Origin of the sequence: Jonquetella sp. BV3C21, from assembly GCF_000468895.1 — a bacterium.
GTDB lineage: Bacteria > Synergistota > Synergistia > Synergistales > Dethiosulfovibrionaceae > Jonquetella > Jonquetella anthropi.
Map to the genome: position 1 here is coordinate 47,335 of NZ_AWWC01000028.1, position 18,107 is coordinate 65,441.

The 18,107-nt window shown below is 58.0% G+C and carries 14 protein-coding genes and 1 tRNA gene; 1 reads left to right on the forward strand and 14 read right to left on the reverse strand.

The window, feature by feature from the left end:
• Positions 1-487: 487 nt before the first annotated feature.
• The 14 genes from relB to HMPREF1249_RS07350 all read right to left on the reverse strand — a co-directional run bounded on the left by relB (position 488) and on the right by HMPREF1249_RS07350 (position 16,338).
• Positions 488-700 carry a type II toxin-antitoxin system RelB family antitoxin gene (gene relB / locus HMPREF1249_RS07285; RefSeq protein WP_008520694.1) on the reverse strand — a complete coding sequence of 71 codons (213 nt, stop codon included), beginning with the start codon at positions 698-700 and terminating at the stop codon, positions 488-490.
• 443 nt (positions 701-1,143) lie between these two features.
• A tRNA-Arg gene (locus HMPREF1249_RS07290) sits at positions 1,144-1,219 on the reverse strand.
• 26 nt (positions 1,220-1,245) lie between these two features.
• Positions 1,246-2,157, reverse strand: a complete 912-nt coding sequence (gene ribF, locus HMPREF1249_RS07295) for a riboflavin biosynthesis protein RibF (protein WP_008520589.1) — start codon at positions 2,155-2,157, stop codon at positions 1,246-1,248.
• On the reverse strand, positions 2,154-3,065 hold the full coding sequence (gene truB / locus HMPREF1249_RS07300) for a tRNA pseudouridine(55) synthase TruB (RefSeq protein WP_008522694.1): 912 nt from the start codon (positions 3,063-3,065) through the stop codon (positions 2,154-2,156). The genes ribF and truB overlap by 4 nt, the downstream gene beginning before the upstream one ends.
• Positions 3,037-3,984, reverse strand: coding sequence for a DHH family phosphoesterase (locus HMPREF1249_RS07305; protein WP_008520587.1), 948 nt, complete (start codon positions 3,982-3,984; stop codon positions 3,037-3,039). The genes truB and HMPREF1249_RS07305 overlap by 29 nt, the downstream gene beginning before the upstream one ends.
• Positions 3,981-4,373 (reverse strand): 30S ribosome-binding factor RbfA, encoded by a 393-nt coding sequence (gene rbfA / locus HMPREF1249_RS07310; protein WP_021776071.1) that lies wholly within the window; start codon positions 4,371-4,373, stop codon positions 3,981-3,983. Before rbfA ends, HMPREF1249_RS07305 begins: the two co-directional genes overlap by 4 nt.
• A gap of 41 nt (positions 4,374-4,414) precedes the next feature.
• Positions 4,415-6,511, reverse strand: coding sequence for a translation initiation factor IF-2 (gene infB, locus HMPREF1249_RS07315; RefSeq protein ID WP_155801287.1), 2,097 nt, complete (start codon positions 6,509-6,511; stop codon positions 4,415-4,417).
• Entirely contained in the window at positions 6,498-7,157 is a 660-nt protein-coding gene (gene rnpM / locus HMPREF1249_RS07320) for an RNase P modulator RnpM (protein ID WP_231286723.1), read from the reverse strand. The genes infB and rnpM overlap by 14 nt, the downstream gene beginning before the upstream one ends.
• The gene (gene nusA / locus HMPREF1249_RS07325; protein WP_008520581.1) at positions 7,097-8,173 is read right to left on the reverse strand and encodes a transcription termination factor NusA; all 1,077 of its coding nucleotides are present in this window, start codon (positions 8,171-8,173) and stop codon (positions 7,097-7,099) included. The genes rnpM and nusA overlap by 61 nt, the downstream gene beginning before the upstream one ends.
• Position 8,174: 1 nt before the next feature.
• Positions 8,175-8,696: a ribosome maturation factor RimP gene (locus HMPREF1249_RS07330; RefSeq protein WP_008520579.1), complete on the reverse strand. Its 522-nt coding sequence runs from the start codon at positions 8,694-8,696 to the stop codon at positions 8,175-8,177.
• Positions 8,697-8,813: 117 nt separating this feature from the next.
• Positions 8,814-10,016 (reverse strand): exonuclease SbcCD subunit D C-terminal domain-containing protein, encoded by a 1,203-nt coding sequence (locus HMPREF1249_RS07335; protein ID WP_008520577.1) that lies wholly within the window; start codon positions 10,014-10,016, stop codon positions 8,814-8,816.
• A 97-nt stretch (positions 10,017-10,113) separates the two neighbouring features.
• Positions 10,114-12,834, reverse strand: coding sequence for a DUF2207 domain-containing protein (locus HMPREF1249_RS07340; protein WP_008522692.1), 2,721 nt, complete (start codon positions 12,832-12,834; stop codon positions 10,114-10,116).
• A gap of 191 nt (positions 12,835-13,025) precedes the next feature.
• The gene (locus HMPREF1249_RS07345) at positions 13,026-13,568 is read right to left on the reverse strand and encodes a LemA family protein (protein ID WP_008522691.1); all 543 of its coding nucleotides are present in this window, start codon (positions 13,566-13,568) and stop codon (positions 13,026-13,028) included.
• An 82-nt stretch (positions 13,569-13,650) separates the two neighbouring features.
• Positions 13,651-16,338 carry an AAA family ATPase gene (locus tag HMPREF1249_RS07350; RefSeq protein WP_008522690.1) on the reverse strand — a complete coding sequence of 896 codons (2,688 nt, stop codon included), beginning with the start codon at positions 16,336-16,338 and terminating at the stop codon, positions 13,651-13,653.
• 314 nt (positions 16,339-16,652) lie between these two features.
• On the opposite strand from HMPREF1249_RS07350, the gene HMPREF1249_RS07355 reads away from it, so the two are divergent.
• Positions 16,653-18,017 carry a helix-turn-helix transcriptional regulator gene (locus HMPREF1249_RS07355; RefSeq protein ID WP_021776068.1) on the forward strand — a complete coding sequence of 455 codons (1,365 nt, stop codon included), beginning with the start codon at positions 16,653-16,655 and terminating at the stop codon, positions 18,015-18,017.
• Positions 18,018-18,107 lie beyond the last annotated feature (90 nt).

Genomic DNA, 18,107 nt, shown 5'->3' on the forward strand with positions numbered 1-18,107 from the left:
GCGGTCAATTAAAGACATTCGGATTACCCCCTTATTTTTATTTTACTGCGCCCAGCGTTTCAGCTGCGGCCGCGTGTCCTTATTCATCCGCGGCAGAACACGCGACAGGGCGTTATGGACGAATCCGAGAAAAGAAATTATAAAACTCCTTGAAGAACATGGCCTTGACTTTAACTAAACGGCTCCAGCCATGATATCAATTACAACGCCTGCTCACCCTATATGATTCCCGTGAAGCGATATGATTTCGATGAAGATGATATGAGATACATTTTTAAAGGGGCTAGCATTGCCAACGGGGAGGGGGGACAAAGATGTGTCTATTTTCGAAAAGAATGACCTCTCTGGATACAGCGCCCGCGTCCCAAAGCTCTTGGATTTTCGCAGCCCTAGAGTCTCCGGCGAATAAGTTTTCAATAAGGCACTTCGCTTTAACTGGCAAGCGTTTGACCTCCCATTGAAAAGCTTACTCCCCTGCAGCCTTTCTTCAGTACCATTCTTTGACGGCTTCATCAAAGGGAATATATTCTTTGTCCTTCAGGGCAAGATATTCTTGGTAAACGGCGAGACCATACTCGTCTTCAATCCGATCCAAAGTGCTCTGGCGCAACAGCTGCGACACGGTGAGCCGCCGCTCGGCCGCAAAGCTCTCAAGGACGGCCTTTTCGCTTTCGGTTACACGGATTGTAATACTCGACATCAATTCAGCTCTCCTCCTCCGTTTGTATTCATTATAAGACAAAGGTGAAAAGCAGCGTCAAGAGCCTCTTCCCTTCCATGAGGCGGGCCTTATAAACTAAGACCTTATTTTCAGTAAAAAGATCTTATTTTTATTATTGCATCCGCTTGATCGATCAATCATTAATTTTGTCAGCATAGGTGACGGCTCCTTTTGCAAAAAGTCCCAAATGAAATACCGGCAATAGCAAGGGGTTGAAAGAAAAACCGGGACTGTAAACGGGAACATCTTCAACCCGAAAAACACAGTCCCGGTTTAAGTCCCGGTTTTGCACCGGTAAAGACCGTTTGATTCCGATTAACCCCGATAAAATTATAGCGTGCCAACCCAGATGTTTTCAAGGTTAGCACGCTATTTTATTCATATTCCGATTGATGGCAAAACATGCCGAAAAAAAGCCCAAATGGCGACCCCGGCGGGACTCGAACCCTCGACCTGCTGCTTAGGAGGCAGCCGCTCTATCCGCTGAGCTACGGGGCCGCGCGGCGCTCATCATATCACGTGTTTTAACAAGCCGCAACAGGCACAGGAAGCGCCGGCCACAGCCGCGCGAAGAGTTCTCTGGATCGATCGGCGTCGCGGCCAATTTGAAGCGACAGCTCGTCGGAGTTTTGAAACCGAATCATCGGGCGAAGGCGTTGGAGGAAAAACAGGTCAACCGGCCGTCGGTACAGGTCCCCTTCCATGTCCAGCAGAAACGCCTCGACTCGCCGCTCCGTCACGTCCCCAAAGGTGGGGTTTATTCCCACCGAGATGGCAGCCGCGTAGGCGTGCCCGTCAACCAACGCCGCGCCGGCGTAAACGCCGTCAGCCGGTCTGAGCTTCGTTCCCGGCAGGCTCATGTTCGCCGTCGGGAAGCCGAGCGTTTTCCCTCGGCCTTGGCCGTTTTCGACGGTCCCGGACGCGAACCACCCATACCCAAGCAGCCGTCGGGCTCCGGTCACGTCGCCTGAGGCGACGATCTTCCGCAGGCGGGTGCTGCTGACGGTCTGCCCTTCGGGATCCTGAACCGACGGCACAATGTCAAGCCAAACCCGGTGAGCGCTGCACCACCGAGACAGCTCGGCTTCACCGCCGCTGCGGCGGTAGCCGAACCGAAAATCCTGCCCCACCACAACCCCGTCAAGGTGAACCGACCGCAGAAGTTCTTCCAAAAACGCTTCCGGCGGCAGCGAGCGAAGCCGCTCGTCAAACGAAAGCTTGACCGGCTCCAGAAGGCCGAACCACCGGTCTAGCTTGGTCATTTCCGCGTCGGTAAACAAGACCGTTTCGGCTCCGGCCAGCACGGTTCGAGGCCTCGGCTGGAAGGTGACGACGCGCCACGGTTTCTCAAGCTGCTGGCTCATCTTCGACGCGGCGGCAAAAAGGGCCTGATGTCCGCGATGATACCCGTCGAAGGCTCCAATGACGCCGATCATTCGACGACCTTCGCCAGCGGCACGTTGGCTAACGGGGACAACATAGGCATGCCGTCTCGCCGCTCGTTTCGGCACAGGGACAGCCAACTCGGCCCGATGACTGCCACAGGCCCTGTGACTGGACCGAATTTAATTTTGGGCAAAAAATCAAGCCGCTGGGGTAGCCCGCAAAGCAGCCGGCGTTCCACGTCTTGGGAAACGCACACTCTCGCGTAATGGCGGGCGACCGCCGTCACAGGGTGAAGCGCCCTTTGCACGGTTTGAGGGGAAAATTCGTCCGGCGGCAACCCGCCCTCCGCACAAAAGTTTCCCACAGAAACCCGCTCCAATCCGTTTAGGTGCGCCTTCCACCCGGTAACGCGCCCCAAATCGCGCGCCAAGCTTCGCACGTAGGTGCCCCGATGACACCGCACGTCAAGAACTCGGCAGCTTTTCTCCAACGAGCCGATAACGCGAATTGACGTGACGGTGACAGGACGGGGAGCGTTTTCGACTTGGTAGCCTCCGCGGGCGAGCCGATGGGACCGTTCGCCGGCAACTTTGACCGCCGATACCGCCGGGGGAACCTGAAGTCTGGTGCCAAGGAGCGACAGCAGGGCGCAGCTCAGCTTTTCATCGTCCAGAAACGGGACGGTCTCAGGGCCTAACGGCCGGCCTTCCCGGTCGTCCGTGTCGGTCTCCCAGCCAAATTGGACCGAAGCGACGTATCGCTTCGGCAGGTCCATGACAAAATTGCTCAGCCGGGTTGCCCGACCGAGCATGACGATCAGCGCGCCGCTGGCTGTTGAGTCGAGCGTCCCAGCATGGCCGATTTTCTGTTGGCGGCCGAGGACGCGGGACAGGTGACGCAGGCAGTCGGTGCTTCGCAGTCCCAAAGGCTTACGGACGACCAGCACTCCGTTCAGCATCGTCCAAAGCCTCCTTCAATTTTTGCAGTGCGCCGTCAAAGGGCAGGGGCAGCCGGCAGCCGGCTGCGTTGTGATGTCCACCGCCGCCCCATCGGCCGGCAAACTCTCTGGCCGACCAATCGCCCCGACTTCTGACGCTGCACCGAACGGTGTCCCGCTGCTCGTAGGCCAAGACGACGAGGTCGGCGTTCTTGAGCCGGGTCAGCTGATTGACCAGCTCGTCAGTCTCGTCCTCACTGGCGCCCGTCTCGGCAAAATCGCGGGCGTCAAGCCAGCTTAAGACGCAGTGGTTTCCAAGCGTTTCAGCCCGGCTCATGCATCGGCCCCAGAGGTGAAGTTTTTCCAGCCTGTCCTGTCCGTTCAGCTGCAGATCGACCCACCCGGGCTGGGCGCCTGAAGCGATCAGTTCGGAGCCGACCGATAGCGTTCTGGCCGTCACGCTGGAAAATCGGAAGTTCCCCGTGTCCGTCACAAGCGCTGTTAAGAGAGCCTGAGCGGCCTCCTGCGGGACGGGGTGAATGAGTTCTTTCACGATCTGCCAGACCAGTTCAGCCGCGGCAGACGCCGTCGGGTCAACCCAATTCAGCCCGGCGAAGTTCCCGTTGTCCGGATGGTGGTCGACGTTCACGTCAACTCGCCCGGGAAGGCCTCTGTCGGCACAGCTCACGTCAATAAAAACGTTCAGCGCGCCGTCGTCGGGCAAACGGTTTGCCTGATGGTACTCCGACGCGTGAGGCAAGAAAGCGTACCTGGCTGGCACGGCGCTTTGGCCGCACCATTCGACGGTCTTGCCGAGGGCAAGACCGACCGAAAAGAGCGCGCTGCAGCACCCCAGCGTGTCACCGTCGGGGTTAAAGTGAGACACTAAACGCCAATGTCCCGAGCCGGCCAAGGCATCGACGATCCGGCGGAGGGTCATTTCCCCTCGCCATTCGAACCGTCAGGCGCTTCCGCCTCAGGTTCCGGCGGCAGATCTGTGACAACCTGATCGAGCAAAGTATCCATCTGGCGGGCTTTCTCCTCGGTCTCGTCAAAGACGAACGTAAGGAGCGGAACCGTCCGATAGCGCAGCCGACTTCCCAGCGTCTTTCGGACAAAGCCGGCGACTTTTTCGAGCGCCTCTGCCAGACTTTTGCGGCGAGCGGTCAGAGCCGTGTAATACACCTTGGCGTACTTCAGGTCCTTGGAACATTCGACTGACGTGACGATCGCCTGAGAGGCCACTTCGTCCTTAACGTCGCTCATCAAAATCCGCGATATTTCTCTCATCAGCTGACTGTTTATCCGGTCCATGCGAAAGCCGCTCATTTTCGTTTCCTTTCCCGGTACGCTCCTTTTAGCACCGTTCGCTAGAGCGTGCGTTTTTCCTCAAGAACTTCGTAGCACTCCACGACGTCGTTCACGTGGAAGTCTTGGAAGTTCGTAAAGGTCATGCCGCACTCAAATCCTGCCTTGACCTCTGACGCCTCGTCTTTGACCCGCCGCAGCGACGCGATCGCCCCGGTCCAGACGACGACGCCATCGCGGATGAGCCGAACGCTGGCGTTCTTTTTGATTGTCCCGTCGGTCACCATGCAGCCGGCCACCCGGCCGACCTTGGGCACGCGGAAATCGGCTCTGATCTCGGCCTCGCCGAGCCGGTTCTCGGTGATCTTCGGCTTCAGTAGACCTTCCATGGCGGCTTTCACGTCGTCCATGATGTCGTAAATGACCTGATAAAGTCGTATCTGCACGTTTTCCCGCTCGGCCACTTTTTCGACGTTGGTGTCAGGTCTGACGTTAAATCCGATGATGACGGCATTTGAAGCCGACGCCAGCATGACGTCCGACTCGGAAATCCGCCCGACGCCGGTATGAACCAGCGCCACAGAAACTTCGTTGGTCGAAAGTTTTTCCAGCGCCCCGACGATGGCTTCGGTCGTCCCCTGCACGTCGCACTTGAGCACTATCGACAGGACAGGCTTTTCGCCTTCGCCCATCTGGCTGTACAGGTCTTCGAGGGTCATGCGCTTGACCGGCTCGTTCTGAACGTTTCTCCGCTGCTCTTCCTGAGCTGAGAAGATGTCCCGGACCTTTTTCTCGGACTCGACGCGGTAGAACTTCTCTCCCGGCTGAGGCACCGCGCTCATGCCCAGCACCTCAACGGCCGTGGAGGGACCGGCCGAGCGAACCGACTTGCCCGCGTCGTTGAACATGGCGCGGACCTTGCCCCAGCACGATTCCATGACGATCACGTCGCCTTGGTGCAGGGTTCCCTGCTGGACGATCACCGATGCCATAGCCCCTTTGCCGCGGTCGAGCCGAGACTCGATAACCACGCCTTCAGGGCTGACGGTCGGATCCGCCTTGAGCTCTTCCATTTCGGCGACGAGAAGGATCATCTCTAGCAGTTCGTCGATGTTCTTGCCGGACTTGGCGGAAATCTGAACCATCGGCGTGTCGCCGCCCCAGTCCTCCGCCACAAGGCCGTAGCCGCCCAGCTGCTGCTTCACCTGATCCGGGTTGGCGCTCGGCTTGTCCATCTTGTTGATAGCCACGATGATCGGCACGCCGGCCGCTTTCGCGTGGTTGATCGCTTCGACGGTCTGGGGCATGACGCCGTCGTCGGCCGCCACGACCAGAACGGCGATGTCGGTCACCTGAGCGCCCCGGGCCCGCATGGACGTGAAGGCCGCGTGTCCCGGCGTGTCCAAAAAGACGATGGTCTTTCCGTTGTGGGTGACGTGCGACGCCCCGATATGCTGGGTAATGCCGCCAGCCTCCCGCTCGGTGACCCGGGTCTTCCGGATGGCATCCAGCGTGGACGTCTTGCCGTGGTCAACGTGCCCCATCACGGTGACGATCGGCGACCGCTCGACCTGCTTGTCGCCTTTGAGCGTCGGCCGCATGCTGGTGGTCTTCTTCTCTTCTTCCTTGGGCTTCGCCCAGTCCAAGTTCACGCCGAACGCCTCTCCGAGCACCAGAAGGACTTCGTCGTCAGCGGGCCGATCGGCCGGGAGCATGAGCCCTTCAGAGATCAGGCGCTTGACCGCCTCGCCGGCAGAGACGCCTAAAGCGGCAGCCACGTCTTCAATCGTGCTGCCCTTTTCAACAAACACGTCCCGAACAGGCGTGGATTCCTTTTTGGGCTTTTCAGTCGGCTGAGGGGCCGGCTGAGCCGGCTTCGGTTCAGCGGCCGGCTTTTGAGCCGCCGGCTTTGCTTCCTCGGCCGGAGCCTGTTTCTGAGAAATTTCTGCCTTGTGTTTTTCCGATTTCTTTTCTCCGGCCTTTTCCGCTTTTTCCTCCGCTTTGAGCTTAGAAGACTCATACGCGGCGATAACCCTTTCAGCCGTCGCCTCGTCCAACGAGCCCAGCTGATTTTTCACCTCAATACCCAACGACGCCAACAGCGCCAACAGTTCTTTTGTTGATATGCCCATCTGACGGGACAGTTCATATACTCGCATGTTCGATATGCACATCTCCTTCCTCCGGCAGGAAGTCTCCCGCCTTCCGAGCAAAACCCGAATCTTCTTCCAGAGCCACCGCCTGACAGCTTTGCAGTCCCAGAGCTTTCCCCAGCCGTTCCCGATCCGCTGAAACCGGAACGATCCGGCATCGGTCTCTGAGGCTTTCAATAAACCGGGCGGACGCGTCGCTGGCCGTAAAGACGGCGAGACGTTTGCCCGATTTGAGTTCTTCAATAATTTTATCCTGACCGATCGTCAGGTTTCCGCCGCTTCGCGCCAAGCCGAACAGGGAAAGCAGGTCCTCCGTCCGACCTGCGCCCGCCGTTTTCGTCCCGGCTTCGGCCGCTAGAGAGACGTAAACGTCAGCTGGGACCGAACAGCGAAGCGCTTTGTCGAGCAACTTTTTCTTACAGGTCAGGACGATACAGCGCTCGTCTTTGCAGACGTAGGCGCCCCGGCCCTGTCCTTTGCCGTCCCGGTCGATCCAGACGCTCCCATCGGGAGCGCGGACAACCCGAATCATGTTTTCCGGCTGGTCCGTTTTTCGGCAGGCGACGCAGCTGCGGGGGTTAATCGTCTGCTTCACCGAGTCTGCCCGGCGGGCTCGTCCAACTTCTCGGACGATTGAATATCCAGCTTCCATCCGGTGAGCCGGGCCGCCAGCCGAACGTTCTGCCCGGTCTTACCGATGGCCAGTGACAGCTGGTCGGGTTTGACAAATACCCGGACTGACCTTTCCGCGTCGGGAACCAGCTCAATTTTAACCGGCGTCGCCGGAGAAAGGGAGTTCTTGACGTATGTCAATGGGTCTTCGTCCCACAGGACGATGTCAATTTTCTCCTCGCAAAGTTCGCTGCTGATGGAACGGATTCTCGCGCCAGAAGCGCCGACGCAGGCGCCCAAAGGATCGACCGACGGATCTGTCGTCGCCACGGCGACTTTTGCCCGCGCGCCGGCTTCCCGGACGATGCCCTTGATTTCCACCGTTCCGTCGGCTATTTCAGGAATTTCCAGCTCCATCAGCCGGCGAAGGAGCCCCGGGTGCGTGCGGGACAGGACGATTCGCGGCCCTCGGGTCGTCTGGCGGACGTCCAGCAGGAAAAACCTGAGCCTCATGCCGATATCGTACTTTTCGTTAGGGATCCGCTCTTCCCTCTGTAAAAGCGCCTCGCTCCGCTCGCCGATGTGAATGAGCACCTGATCGTTTTCCGAGCGGATCACTTCGCCGAGCACTAAGTCGCCGATCTTCTCGGAGAACTCGTTGAACACGACTTCCCGCTCCGCGTCCTTCAGCCGCTGAATAATCACCTGACGGGCCGTTTGAGCGGCAATGCGGCCGAACTTCTCCGGGTGGACGTACACCGGCACGCGGACCAAATCGCCGGGCTGAACGTCCGAATATCCCATTTGAGCCGCTTCCGCTTGAGTGATCTCGCTGGTTCCGGCGACTGGGTTCTCCGTCGTCCGGCGAACGTCGTAAATTTCGACTTCGCCGGTCTCTCGGTTGAGGTGCACTTCCGGCTCGGTCGTGCCCTCCCGGTACTTTCGATACGCCGCGCCAAGCGCCGCTTCCAAGCTTGCTACGATGACGTCTTCCGACAGATTGCTCTCTTCGGCAAGGCTCTTCAGAGCCCTGATGCAGTCCAATCCCAATTCCATTTTAGCGGGAACCTCCCTTGCCAGCGCTTCGCTTGAACGTTTTCTTTTCGCCCTTCTGAGGTTTATAGACAAGCGATCCTTCAACGATATCCTCGAACGGAATCGCAGCAGTTTCTTCTTCCGTATGAATTGTGACGCGCCCTTCTTCGTCCACAGCTTCGACAACTCCAGTCAGGCGCTTGATGTGAGAACCTTCGCCGTGGAAACGAATCCGAGCGGTTTCGCCGATAAACCGGCGGTAGTCGTCCAGCTCGAAAAGGAACCGCTCCAATCCGGGGGAGCTCACTTCCAGATAATATCGATTGCTGTCCGCCATAGCTCCTTCCAACAGCGGGTCGATGGCCTTTGAGACAACTTCACAGTCGTCCGCCGTCACGCCGTTCGGCCCGTCGATGAAAACGCGAACTGTCATCGAACCAATTTCTTCCAGCTGAAGGCCTTCCCACCTGTAGCCGAGTTCCACAACGACCGGCTTCAGCAGAGCAGTCAGCTCTCCCCGGAGGGCCGGGAACGACGAACCCATCTCATCAACCCCTCTCACAAAAAACGAAGAGTGGGACACCCCACTCTCCACCGTTACGCCTACACCTCGTCACGTGAATGGTACCACAACAGACGGCGAAACACAATGAACCGACGGTCATTTTTCGGACCCGGCGTCCAGCTCTTGGACAAAACGGTTGAACAACGTCTCCAGCGATTCCCGCCGGGCCGATTCGACGCCGGTTTCTTCCATCAGCTTACGGAACACCTCCGTCGGAGACATCTCTTCCAGCTGCTGAGGACAAGAGGCCAACGTGGCGGCCGGATCGTCAGGAACGTGAACGCACAGTATCTCAACCGGACTGTCCTGAGCCGTCTGCTGGAACTCGCTCCACAAGTCCCTGCCCCGAGAAGGCTCGCTGAGCGTCAGCTCTACCCAAACCGGCTCTCCCTTTGCCGTCAGCTCGGCTAGGCGTTCTAAGATCTCCGCAAAAGAGCCGCTCAATCGGGCGAGTTTCACAAACGGCGGGACAGGAATTTCGCGAACGATCGGCGTTTCCCCAGCGCTGACGTCCACAATAGAGAGAGTCTTCACTGCTCCGGCGTCGCCGAAGCCGAGCGCCAGAGGCGAACCGGAGTAGCGAACCGCCTCTCCGACCACGTTCTGCGCCCGATGAACGTGACCGAGCGCCACGTAGTCGAAGCCCGCCAGCGCCCGGCAGTCGAACGCGTCAAGCCCGCCGATAGCCAAATCCCGCATGCCGTCTCCCTCGCCGACTTTTGCTCCCACGGCGAACAGATGAGCCATGCACACCACAGGAAGCCGCTCGGGGTTCAGCGCGCGGGAAGCGGCGTACAGTTCGGCGAAGCGGGACTGCGCGCAGCGGTACGTCTCTTCTCGGAGAGCCTCAATGTCTTCCAGCGATGAGCCGCGGTGAAGGTCCGACTCATGGAGAAATGGCTGAGCCGCCACGAGCCCAACCGGCTCGCTGGAAGCGTTTTGAACCATGACAACCTGCTCCGTCAGGTCTTCGGCGGGTCGCCCGAAAACGAAGATGCCAAGCTCCCGAAGCGGGATCCCTGTTATCTCCAAAAACTCCGCTGAGTCATGGTTCCCTGACGTGACAACTACGGCCCGGCAGAGTTCCCGGGCCTTCAACAGGACGTCAAAATAGCAGCGCTGCGCCCACAGCGGCGGCGTGGAGGAATCGAACACGTCGCCGCTCACCAACAGCGCGTCGACCCGTTCGGCTTCAAGCAGGCCGACGAGCCAAGAGCAAAAGCTCTCACTCGCTTCCCGAAGGTTGTGCCCGAACAGGCGTTTTCCTAAATGCCAGTCCGACGTGTGGAGAATTTTCAACGGCGGAACCTCCCGCAAAGAATGGAAACGCGGCGAAGGAGCCTTCGGCTTTTTCGCCGCTCGTCACATCAGTTAACGGACGCCGGCCGACGGTTCTTTACCAACCGCCACCGCCGCCACCGCCGCCACCGCCGCCGCTGCAGCCGCCACCGCCGCAGCCGCCACCGCCGAAGCCGCCGCCGCTGCCTGACGCCGCCGCCGCTCTCATCTCGCGGGCCACTTCTGAAGAGATGACGTCGCTCATGCTCGAAGAAATGTCGGAACAGAAGCTCGAGGCAGCAAACGCCAAGCCTTCTCCTTCATACCACGAGGGCGTCCACTGATTTTCAGCCTGCAGCTTTTTAAAGATCTCCGCAAAGCTCTCGGCCCACTGGTGTTCGACGCCAAGAGCCAGAGCGTACGGCAGAAGCTCTTCAAAGTGCTCCGGCGTCTTGTCCGGTGGGTCTATGAGCTTCATCCGCTCTTTCTCAGCCAAACAAATGTACTTTTTCAGTCCCAACAGCTGGTCTTTCAGCTGCCTGCCCTCAGGGGTTAACCGGCCTAAAAATCCCACCGCCCAGACGATGATATACGGCATGACGGCGAGCACGGTCATCCCCGGCCTGAGAGCTTCGGGCACGTCGGCGATATACCCAAAAAGTCCGCTGAGGACAACTCCAATGAAAAGGCTGATGAAGAGCAGGCGAAAACCGCCCTTCAGTAGCCTTCTGAGCCAGCCGCCGGGTATCTGACAGCTTCTCCGTATCCCACACGCGACTCCGCTAATAAAAACGCAGCCAAAGGCGTACATGAATACCGCCAAAATCCATTCGGTTCCGCCTGGACTTGCAAGCCAGCATCCCACTCCGACAAGCACAAATGTCAGCAGGACCAATCCTATGCGGATCAACATGTTGTCTTCAGCACAGTCAGAAAGTGCAACCTCCGTGTCGAGAGCCAGCTCTTGGTACGCGCCGTAAATTACGGATGAGTCCGATGTGTTTTTCCTGAGGGTCACCGGCAAATCGAGCTTGGCTAGGAAGTCCTTTTCGTCTCCTGTCAAAGGCCGGTTTTGATACTTCTTTTTGACATCTTCTCCGGCCTCGTTCAGAACGTACCCGTCCTTTTTGTTTCCCTCAATCGTGATCTGACCTTTCGTGGCTAGGGACAGAATGGCTGTGCCGACGATATGCCCCTCCATGCGCCCGCAAAACAAACGTTCTGCGACCGCCGCCGAAACGCCCTCCGGCGCGTGGAACAGCGGAATGATGACTCCCGGCCGAGGGTCCCTGCCAAAAATAAACCACGCGAGCAAGGCCAAAAAGGCAGAAATAATCCCCGTCAGGATCATCATGTTGTTCAGCCCAAACCGCACGAAGACCGTTTCTTTGTTGATTACGACGCCTTGGTTAAACTTCACGGCAACCGTCAGGCCCTCTTGGACGTCCAACGGGCGCGTCGTCTCGAACGTCCACGTCCGGTCGTCAACCTTTTGACTTGAGGCGTTCTTTTCTTTCGATTTGGTCGCGCCGGTCCAATAATCCGCCGCTTCAATAATCGCACCCTGCGGAAGCGCCAGCCGGGCTCTCGCCTTTTCGATGGGGAATTTCCAATAGTTCCCTGTGGCGTTCCAGTACAGCTCATCGTAGCCTTTGAAGCTGACGACCTGACGCTTGACCAGATAGACAAACTTGAAGGTATGCTCGCCGCGGGAAAGGTATTTGTCCGGGTCTCCGACCCGATACAGGACCACTTCGTCTTTTCCATCCTTGCTTTTCCAAGGCACAGGCTGACCATCCAGCGATATGGACTTCATTTTCAGGTCAGAAGAAAACTCGGTATGGTCAGGCGCGAGCCGCAGAGTCGGAATAACGCGGTCAATTCCCCGCTTGATCTGGTCTAAGCCGCTGACCCAGACCTTGATCTTTTCCGTGACCTGAGAAATCCCATCACGATCAACCTGAACCGTCACGTCATAATCCATGATCCGATCCCGGCTGTTTGAAAAGACCTGTTTTGCCGGCTGCGTTGGCTGTGCATGTTGTGCCGGATTTGTTGATTGTGTTGCCACTGCCGGCTGAATGACCTTCATGGCCGGTTTCTGAGCTTCCTGCGCGGTATGAGAAGCCAGCTCGGCGGCAGACGGGCCAGTTTCTTCCGCTCCGCCGGCGCGGGCAAAGACACATGGTGTCATGTCGACGGACAACGCCAGAGCGTCGCCGGCCGGCAAACCGCTCAGCGTTTGAAACTTTACCGACCTGTCCCCATCCTGCTCGGAGCGAAAGTCCTTTCCCCTTTCCTTGGCGTTGCCCGTCGCAGCGGCAAACCCCAACAGGTGAACCTGCTCGTCGGGCATGATGACCGTCGCAGAAACTCGGTCAATCGGCACGCTCCACTTGTTGCTTGTCACGTTCCAGCTGAGCCGCTCCGCCCCATCGTGAGGGAAGACCGCCCCGGCAACTCGATAACGAAGCGTCCACACCTGTTTTTTTTCGTCGCCGAATTTCACCGGCGGCGTGCTGATACGCCAAGAGCCTTCTCCGACCGATGTCAGCTTGGCCTTTTGGAGGTTCTCACCGCACGTTACCGACGCGAGGGCCAAGTCGCTTGGAACGCTGGCTAAGCCGTCCCGTCGATTTCGGGATATAGTTCGTTCCAACGCCCATTCGGTTTCGGCGTCGGCTGTCACAGTCAGTCTTTCGGAGATCTCGGTCCAGCCGTCTTTCTGCGGCCTCACCGTGGCGTCGTAATCGGATATCCGAACCGCGGCACTCGCCCCGACGGCGACGGTGCAAAGGACCACGAAGACCGAAAGTATTTTTCGCAACGTCAACTTCACTGCCTCTCATACCTCCCCTTGCCTCGCGAATCAACTCGCAGCTTTTTTGTCACGAGAAGAACTCAGCTTTTCCGCCCCACACTCACAGGGCGTGATTGGTCTCCGGTCTCCAACCGTCGGCAATACGCAACCATCACGAGAACAGAGAAGGCGGCGACAGCAATATGCCGCGCCGCCGAATCACTGCTCCGTTAGAACTGCACCTGAGGATTCTTGGCTTCTTCCGGGTTTTCCAACTCAAAGAAATCGTACTTGGAAAAGCCCAACATGCCGGCAAACAGATTAGCTGGGAACACCTGAATCGATGTGTTGAAGTCCCGGGCCGCCCCGTTGTAGTAACGCCGCGACATTTGAATGTCGTTTTCCAGTTCGGACAGGCTGCTCATCACGTTCATGAATCCCTGGTCCGCTTTAATCTGCGGGTAAGCCTCCACGGTGGCGACGAAACCGCGAAGCGCAGCGCTCAGCCCGGCTTCCGCCTTGTTGACTTCCGCGACGGTCTTCGCCGCGCGGGCCGCCGTGACGCTTTCCATCAGTGTCTTTTCGTGCTCTGACAGTCCCTTCGCCGTCGCCACAAGGTTAGGGATCAAATCATGACGGCGCTTGAGCTGAACAGAAATGCCGCTCCACGCCTCATCGGCAACGTTGCGTTTTCTCACAAGCCCGTTGAAAAGCAGAATGACCCAAAGGATCACTAGAACAACAATTCCTAAGATAACCCACAACGCGACCATCGTCTTTCCTCCTAATCAAAGTGTTTGGACCGCACCTTCAGTCCCGATATCACATCATCTATATACAAATATTCGGCGCGTGTCAAGGATGAACCTTTTCCGAGATGACGCCCGGTCCGCTCAGGACGCTGCTCCACCCTGAACTTCGGCTGACCTGTATTCGGCAGCTGATTCGGTCTTTGAGGGCGCTGACGTGCGAGATCACGCCCACCAGACCGCCGGCCCCTTTGAGGGCTTCCAACGCTGTTAGGACGCCGTCGAGACTTTCCTCGTCCAAGTTGCCGAACCCTTCATCGAGGAAGAGAACGCCCCCTGATCGGCGTCTGCCGAGAGCCAGCGCCAGCGAAAGGCTGACCAGAAAGCTTTCCCCGCCGGAAAGGCTCCGCGCCGATCGGACGGTTCCGCCCTGCCACCGATCCATGACGGCAAAGTCCATCGGCTCATTTTTGTCCGGCACGAGGGCGTACCGCCCAGACAATTCGTCCAGATGGACGTTCGCCTGACGGAGCAAAAAGTGAAACGTCAGGGTCTGAACGAACTTGCGGAACTTTGTCGCCGATCCGACCAAGCCGTACAGCTCTCTCAGAAGTTCAAGCTGTCCTTTCATTTCCTGAACCTCTTTTTGGAGCAGCCCTCGTTTTTCGGACAGTCTTTTTTCGGCGTTCATCCGCTCTTCCATCTGCCCCAGTTCACGGTCCAACGCGCCCATTTTCTCCCGCAGCGTTTCGCACTCTGCCGCTAAAGCCTCGGCGTCCTCGGCGGGACGTGAAGGAAGCCCCTCTGCCCGCTTTTTCACCTCGCCGCTTCGGCCTTCAAAAGACGCAGCCCGACGGCTCAGTTCTCCGGCAGTTTCTTTCAGCGCCGCCGCCTCGCCGTCCGAAAGCCGAAGTTCGCTCAGCGAAGTCGGCAGACCGCGTCTTTCGAGCTTGTTTTTTTCGGCGTCTCTCTCCCGAAGGGCTTCTTCTGCTGTTCGATCCGTCTCGGCGATGGTCTTTTTTATCCCTTCGATGAGACCTTCCAAGCGGTTTGTCCGTTCTTCCATGGACCTCATATCGCTTTTGGGGGCGTCGTTCGTTCCAGACTGAAGCTCGTCAATTTTGGCCGACAATTTCTCCATTTTTTCGGTCAGCGCGTCGTGCTGGGAGATCACAGCTTCAACGCGCCGACTCAGAGCGGAAATGAGAAGATCCGGCTCGCCGAACTTCCGTCGACGTTCCGACCAATCGGCCTGACGGCGGTGAATAGTCCCCAGCTCGTTCTCAAGCGTCTTGAGCCGCTCTTCCAGCCTGGCAAGCCGACGGCCGGCCTTCAAGACGGCGTTTCTGGCGGAAAGGACCGGTTCCTCGCCCGCTTGGACGTCTTGGGGCTGACCCGCAATAGGCTGATGATGAAGCGCCCCGCATAGCGGACAGGGAAGACCTTCAACAAGCGACGACCTCAGTTTGGACAGGCACGATGCCTCAAGGCCTTTTTCTGCTTGGGCCAACGCAGCTCTAACCCTCTCGTCTTCCGTCGCCGCTTCTTTTATCTCGTCGTTCGTCCCGGCTATTTTTTGAGCGGCCGTCTTTTCTGCCTCTGAGAGCTCTTTTTCTTCCAGCTCCAGTTGGCTCAGTTGAAAGAGCGTCCCCTCAAGAGCTGATCGATCCTCCAGCTCAGAAAGGGCTTCTCTGGTCTGCCGCCGCTCTTCCCGCAGTTCGTCAAGGGCCCTCTGCCGTTCGGCCTCTTGGGCTGAATATGCGGCGCGCTTTTCGTCTAAAGACAGCCGAGCTTCTTTCAGCTCTTTTTCTCGGGCCGCCAGCTCGTTTTTTAAACTGAGAACGGCGTCACGCTTTTTTTCGAGTTCCTTCTGGGCCAGAAAAAGCGGCTCCGCCGCCTCGTGCCGCTCGAGACGAAGCTGGTCGGCGGCAAACGCGCTCAGATCTGACTCAAACTTTTTTCTGTCGGCCTCCAATGCCGCCGAGTCCCGCTCGTACGCGGCCCAGAGCGCCGCGTTTTCCCGCTTTTTCTCGACCTTTTGAAGCTCCTCTGAGGATATTTTCCGACGGCTGCGGAGCTCTTCCACCTCAGCCAGCAGGGACTGAGCGTCCTCGCACGACGGGACGTTGAGGGCGTCAAGCTCGGCGTTTTTGGCGGCGAATAAGGTTTCGTCTATTTTCCAGCTTTCAGAAACCCGTTCGGATATTTTGCTGTACTTTTCAGCGCCTGTGAGCTTTTCCAGCAGCGCGGCGCGCTCTGACGGCGGAGCGGATAGGAACGACGCCCATTTTCCCTGTGGGATGAGGACCGACCGAGTGAACTGAACAAAATCCATGCCAAGCAGCTCGGTGATTTTCGCGCGGACGTCGTTTATTTTTTCTGCCACGAGCTCTACGGTATCGACGCCGTTTTCCCTTTTGACCCTGCCCAGCCGATGCCTCTGGGGCTGCAGGGCGCCGCTGGGATGATTCCCTGAACGGTGCTGAGACCAAACGGCCTGCCAAGTTTCACCGGCGGCGCAGAAGGTCACTGACGCTTTACAGCTGCCGGCGCCGTGCGTCATCAGCTCGTTGGTTCCCTGCGTTATCGCCCCGAGGCGCGGCGTCGCGCCGTAAAGCCCAAGGCAAATTGCGTCAAGCAGCGAGCTTTTTCCTGCGCCGGTCGGCCCCAAGATCGCGAAGAGTCCTCCGCTGTAAGCTAGCTCCTCAAAATTCACTGACCAAGATCCGGCCAAGGAGTTCAAGTTTTCCAGAGACACCCGGCAAAGCCGTTCCAGGCCAAAATTTTGCGTCATCGAGACCTCTCCGTTTCAGCGTTTTTTCCTGCTATTTTTTCTCACCGGCATGCGCGTCTGCGGGACCGCCGGTCCGCTTAACGCGGCGTCCGCAAAGCCTGACATGCTGGACAACGCCAGTACCTTTGCTCTATTATAATATGGTAAAAATACGTTCTAGTTAGAATCGTTTAACGCTTTTCTGCCGTGCGCCCTTCCTTTTTTCCTGCTGGCAAATCCCACCCGTAGAAAATGATTGGGGTAGTTGTTATTTCGTCAGGCCAGACTGATACTGACGACGAACGACGAACGCCAATCTGAAAGGAGGAATTGCTATGCTGCCTATGATCGCCGGCTCTGGGCGCCTGATTTGCGCCCTTACAGCAATAAACGCGTGGCTCTCTTTGGCTCCGGACGCCCTGATACCCACCAGCGTGGGAAGCAGCCTGGTGCTTCGGCTCTCTTTTGTGACGCTTTTGTGCTTCAGCTCCCTTCTAGCATACCACCTGCCGGAACTCAACGCCGGCAAGTCCATTCAGCGGCTGCTGCCGTGGCTTTTTATGCTCCCGTCAAGTCTTTCATTTGGAGCGGCCAGCACGCTGTACGTCACCTTTCTTGCCTTAGCTGCGGCGGGCGCGGCGTATATCTGTTGCCTGTGCTTCACCCGCATGTTCCGCTTGGAGCTGGGATCGATGGCTCTCTGCTACGCTGTCGCTTCTCTTTGCTCGCTCGGGCTTGCGGCTCTGGTTCGGTCGTACGTCCCAGCGGGGCCGCTTCGAATCATCGCCGTCCAGTGCCTGCCGCTTGCCGCGCTGTCGGCGCTGAGCCCTGAACCTGAATTCTGCGCGCCCTCAAAAGGAACGCCGCCGCCGTGTTCCAGTGCCCTTTATCTGTTCGCGTTCTGCCTGACCGTTCAATGCGCCGGGGGATTTACCGTTGAACAGGACGCCTTTTTCCCCTCGTGGCTTTGGTCCGCGCTCTACAGCGTCGTTTTGTTCGTCCAAGCGAGCGTGACGTTTTCCGACGAGAAAGTTCTTTCCCCGGTTCGGCTTTTATACGCCGTCATCGTCCTCTGCGCGAGCGGTATCGTCCTCCAAAGCGCTCTTCCCCGGATTGGAGACGGGGCAGTTCTCGTCGGGACGGCGTTGTTCGAGCTGACGTTTTTGATCCTCACCAGCAAGAAGGCCACGTCTCCGCGCCTGTGCCGCTATTGGGCGAGCATTGCGGTCGCCACGATGTTCACAGGCTCTCTGGCAGCGGAGGTCCTTCGGTTCTTAGCCGGCTGGCTCGTGAGCAGTTCCAGCGAACAGGTGGCCCTTCTCTCTCTCATTCTGGCTTCTTTCTTCGGCCTTTATATTCTCCTGCCAACTCGCGGCACTCCATCAGCAGAGTCCCAGTTGTCCCAGGCGGAAGAGGACGACGTACTGCGCGGCCAAAGGGAGGTGAGAACCCAAATGATCCTCGCCCCGTTCGCCTTGACGCCACAGGAAAACCGAATCTGTCTGATGCTCCTCAACTCTTTAAAAGACGATGATATCTGCCGGCAGCTGTTCATCACCCAGAACACGCTGAAATACCACCTGAGAAACCTTTATCGGAAACTCGGCATTTCCGGCCGGCGCGATCTGCCCGATTTTATGGGCCGAATGGACGCCTCTCTCCCGAAGGTTTCCAGCACTCATTCGGAGCCCTCGCTATGACAAGACGATCACTCATTTTTCTGGCAATCCTCGCCGCTGGCGCTCTTTTATGGGCCGCCTGCCGACTTACGCCTCCGGCCGACCCGGTCA

What these genes read in the sequence shown, in the direction of transcription:
- HMPREF1249_RS07330 (WP_008520579.1), bottom strand. Translation starts at nt 8,696, where the DNA reads ATGGGTTCGTCGTTCCCGGCCCTCCGGGGAGAGCTGACTGCTCTGCTG.
- relB (WP_008520694.1), bottom strand. Translation starts at nt 700, where the DNA reads ATGTCGAGTATTACAATCCGTGTAACCGAAAGCGAAAAGGCCGTCCTT.
- HMPREF1249_RS07350 (WP_008522690.1), bottom strand. Translation starts at nt 16,338, where the DNA reads ATGACGCAAAATTTTGGCCTGGAACGGCTTTGCCGGGTGTCTCTGGAA.
- truB (WP_008522694.1), bottom strand. Translation starts at nt 3,065, where the DNA reads ATGCTGAACGGAGTGCTGGTCGTCCGTAAGCCTTTGGGACTGCGAAGC.
- HMPREF1249_RS07355 (WP_021776068.1), top strand. Translation starts at nt 16,653, where the DNA reads ATGCTGCCTATGATCGCCGGCTCTGGGCGCCTGATTTGCGCCCTTACA.
- ribF (WP_008520589.1), bottom strand. Translation starts at nt 2,157, where the DNA reads ATGATCGGCGTCATTGGAGCCTTCGACGGGTATCATCGCGGACATCAG.
- rbfA (WP_021776071.1), bottom strand. Translation starts at nt 4,373, where the DNA reads ATGAGCGGCTTTCGCATGGACCGGATAAACAGTCAGCTGATGAGAGAA.
- infB (WP_155801287.1), bottom strand. Translation starts at nt 6,511, where the DNA reads ATGCGAGTATATGAACTGTCCCGTCAGATGGGCATATCAACAAAAGAA.
- HMPREF1249_RS07345 (WP_008522691.1), bottom strand. Translation starts at nt 13,568, where the DNA reads ATGGTCGCGTTGTGGGTTATCTTAGGAATTGTTGTTCTAGTGATCCTT.
- nusA (WP_008520581.1), bottom strand. Translation starts at nt 8,173, where the DNA reads ATGGAATTGGGATTGGACTGCATCAGGGCTCTGAAGAGCCTTGCCGAA.
- rnpM (WP_231286723.1), bottom strand. Translation starts at nt 7,157, where the DNA reads ATGGAAGCTGGATATTCAATCGTCCGAGAAGTTGGACGAGCCCGCCGG.
- HMPREF1249_RS07305 (WP_008520587.1), bottom strand. Translation starts at nt 3,984, where the DNA reads ATGACCCTCCGCCGGATCGTCGATGCCTTGGCCGGCTCGGGACATTGG.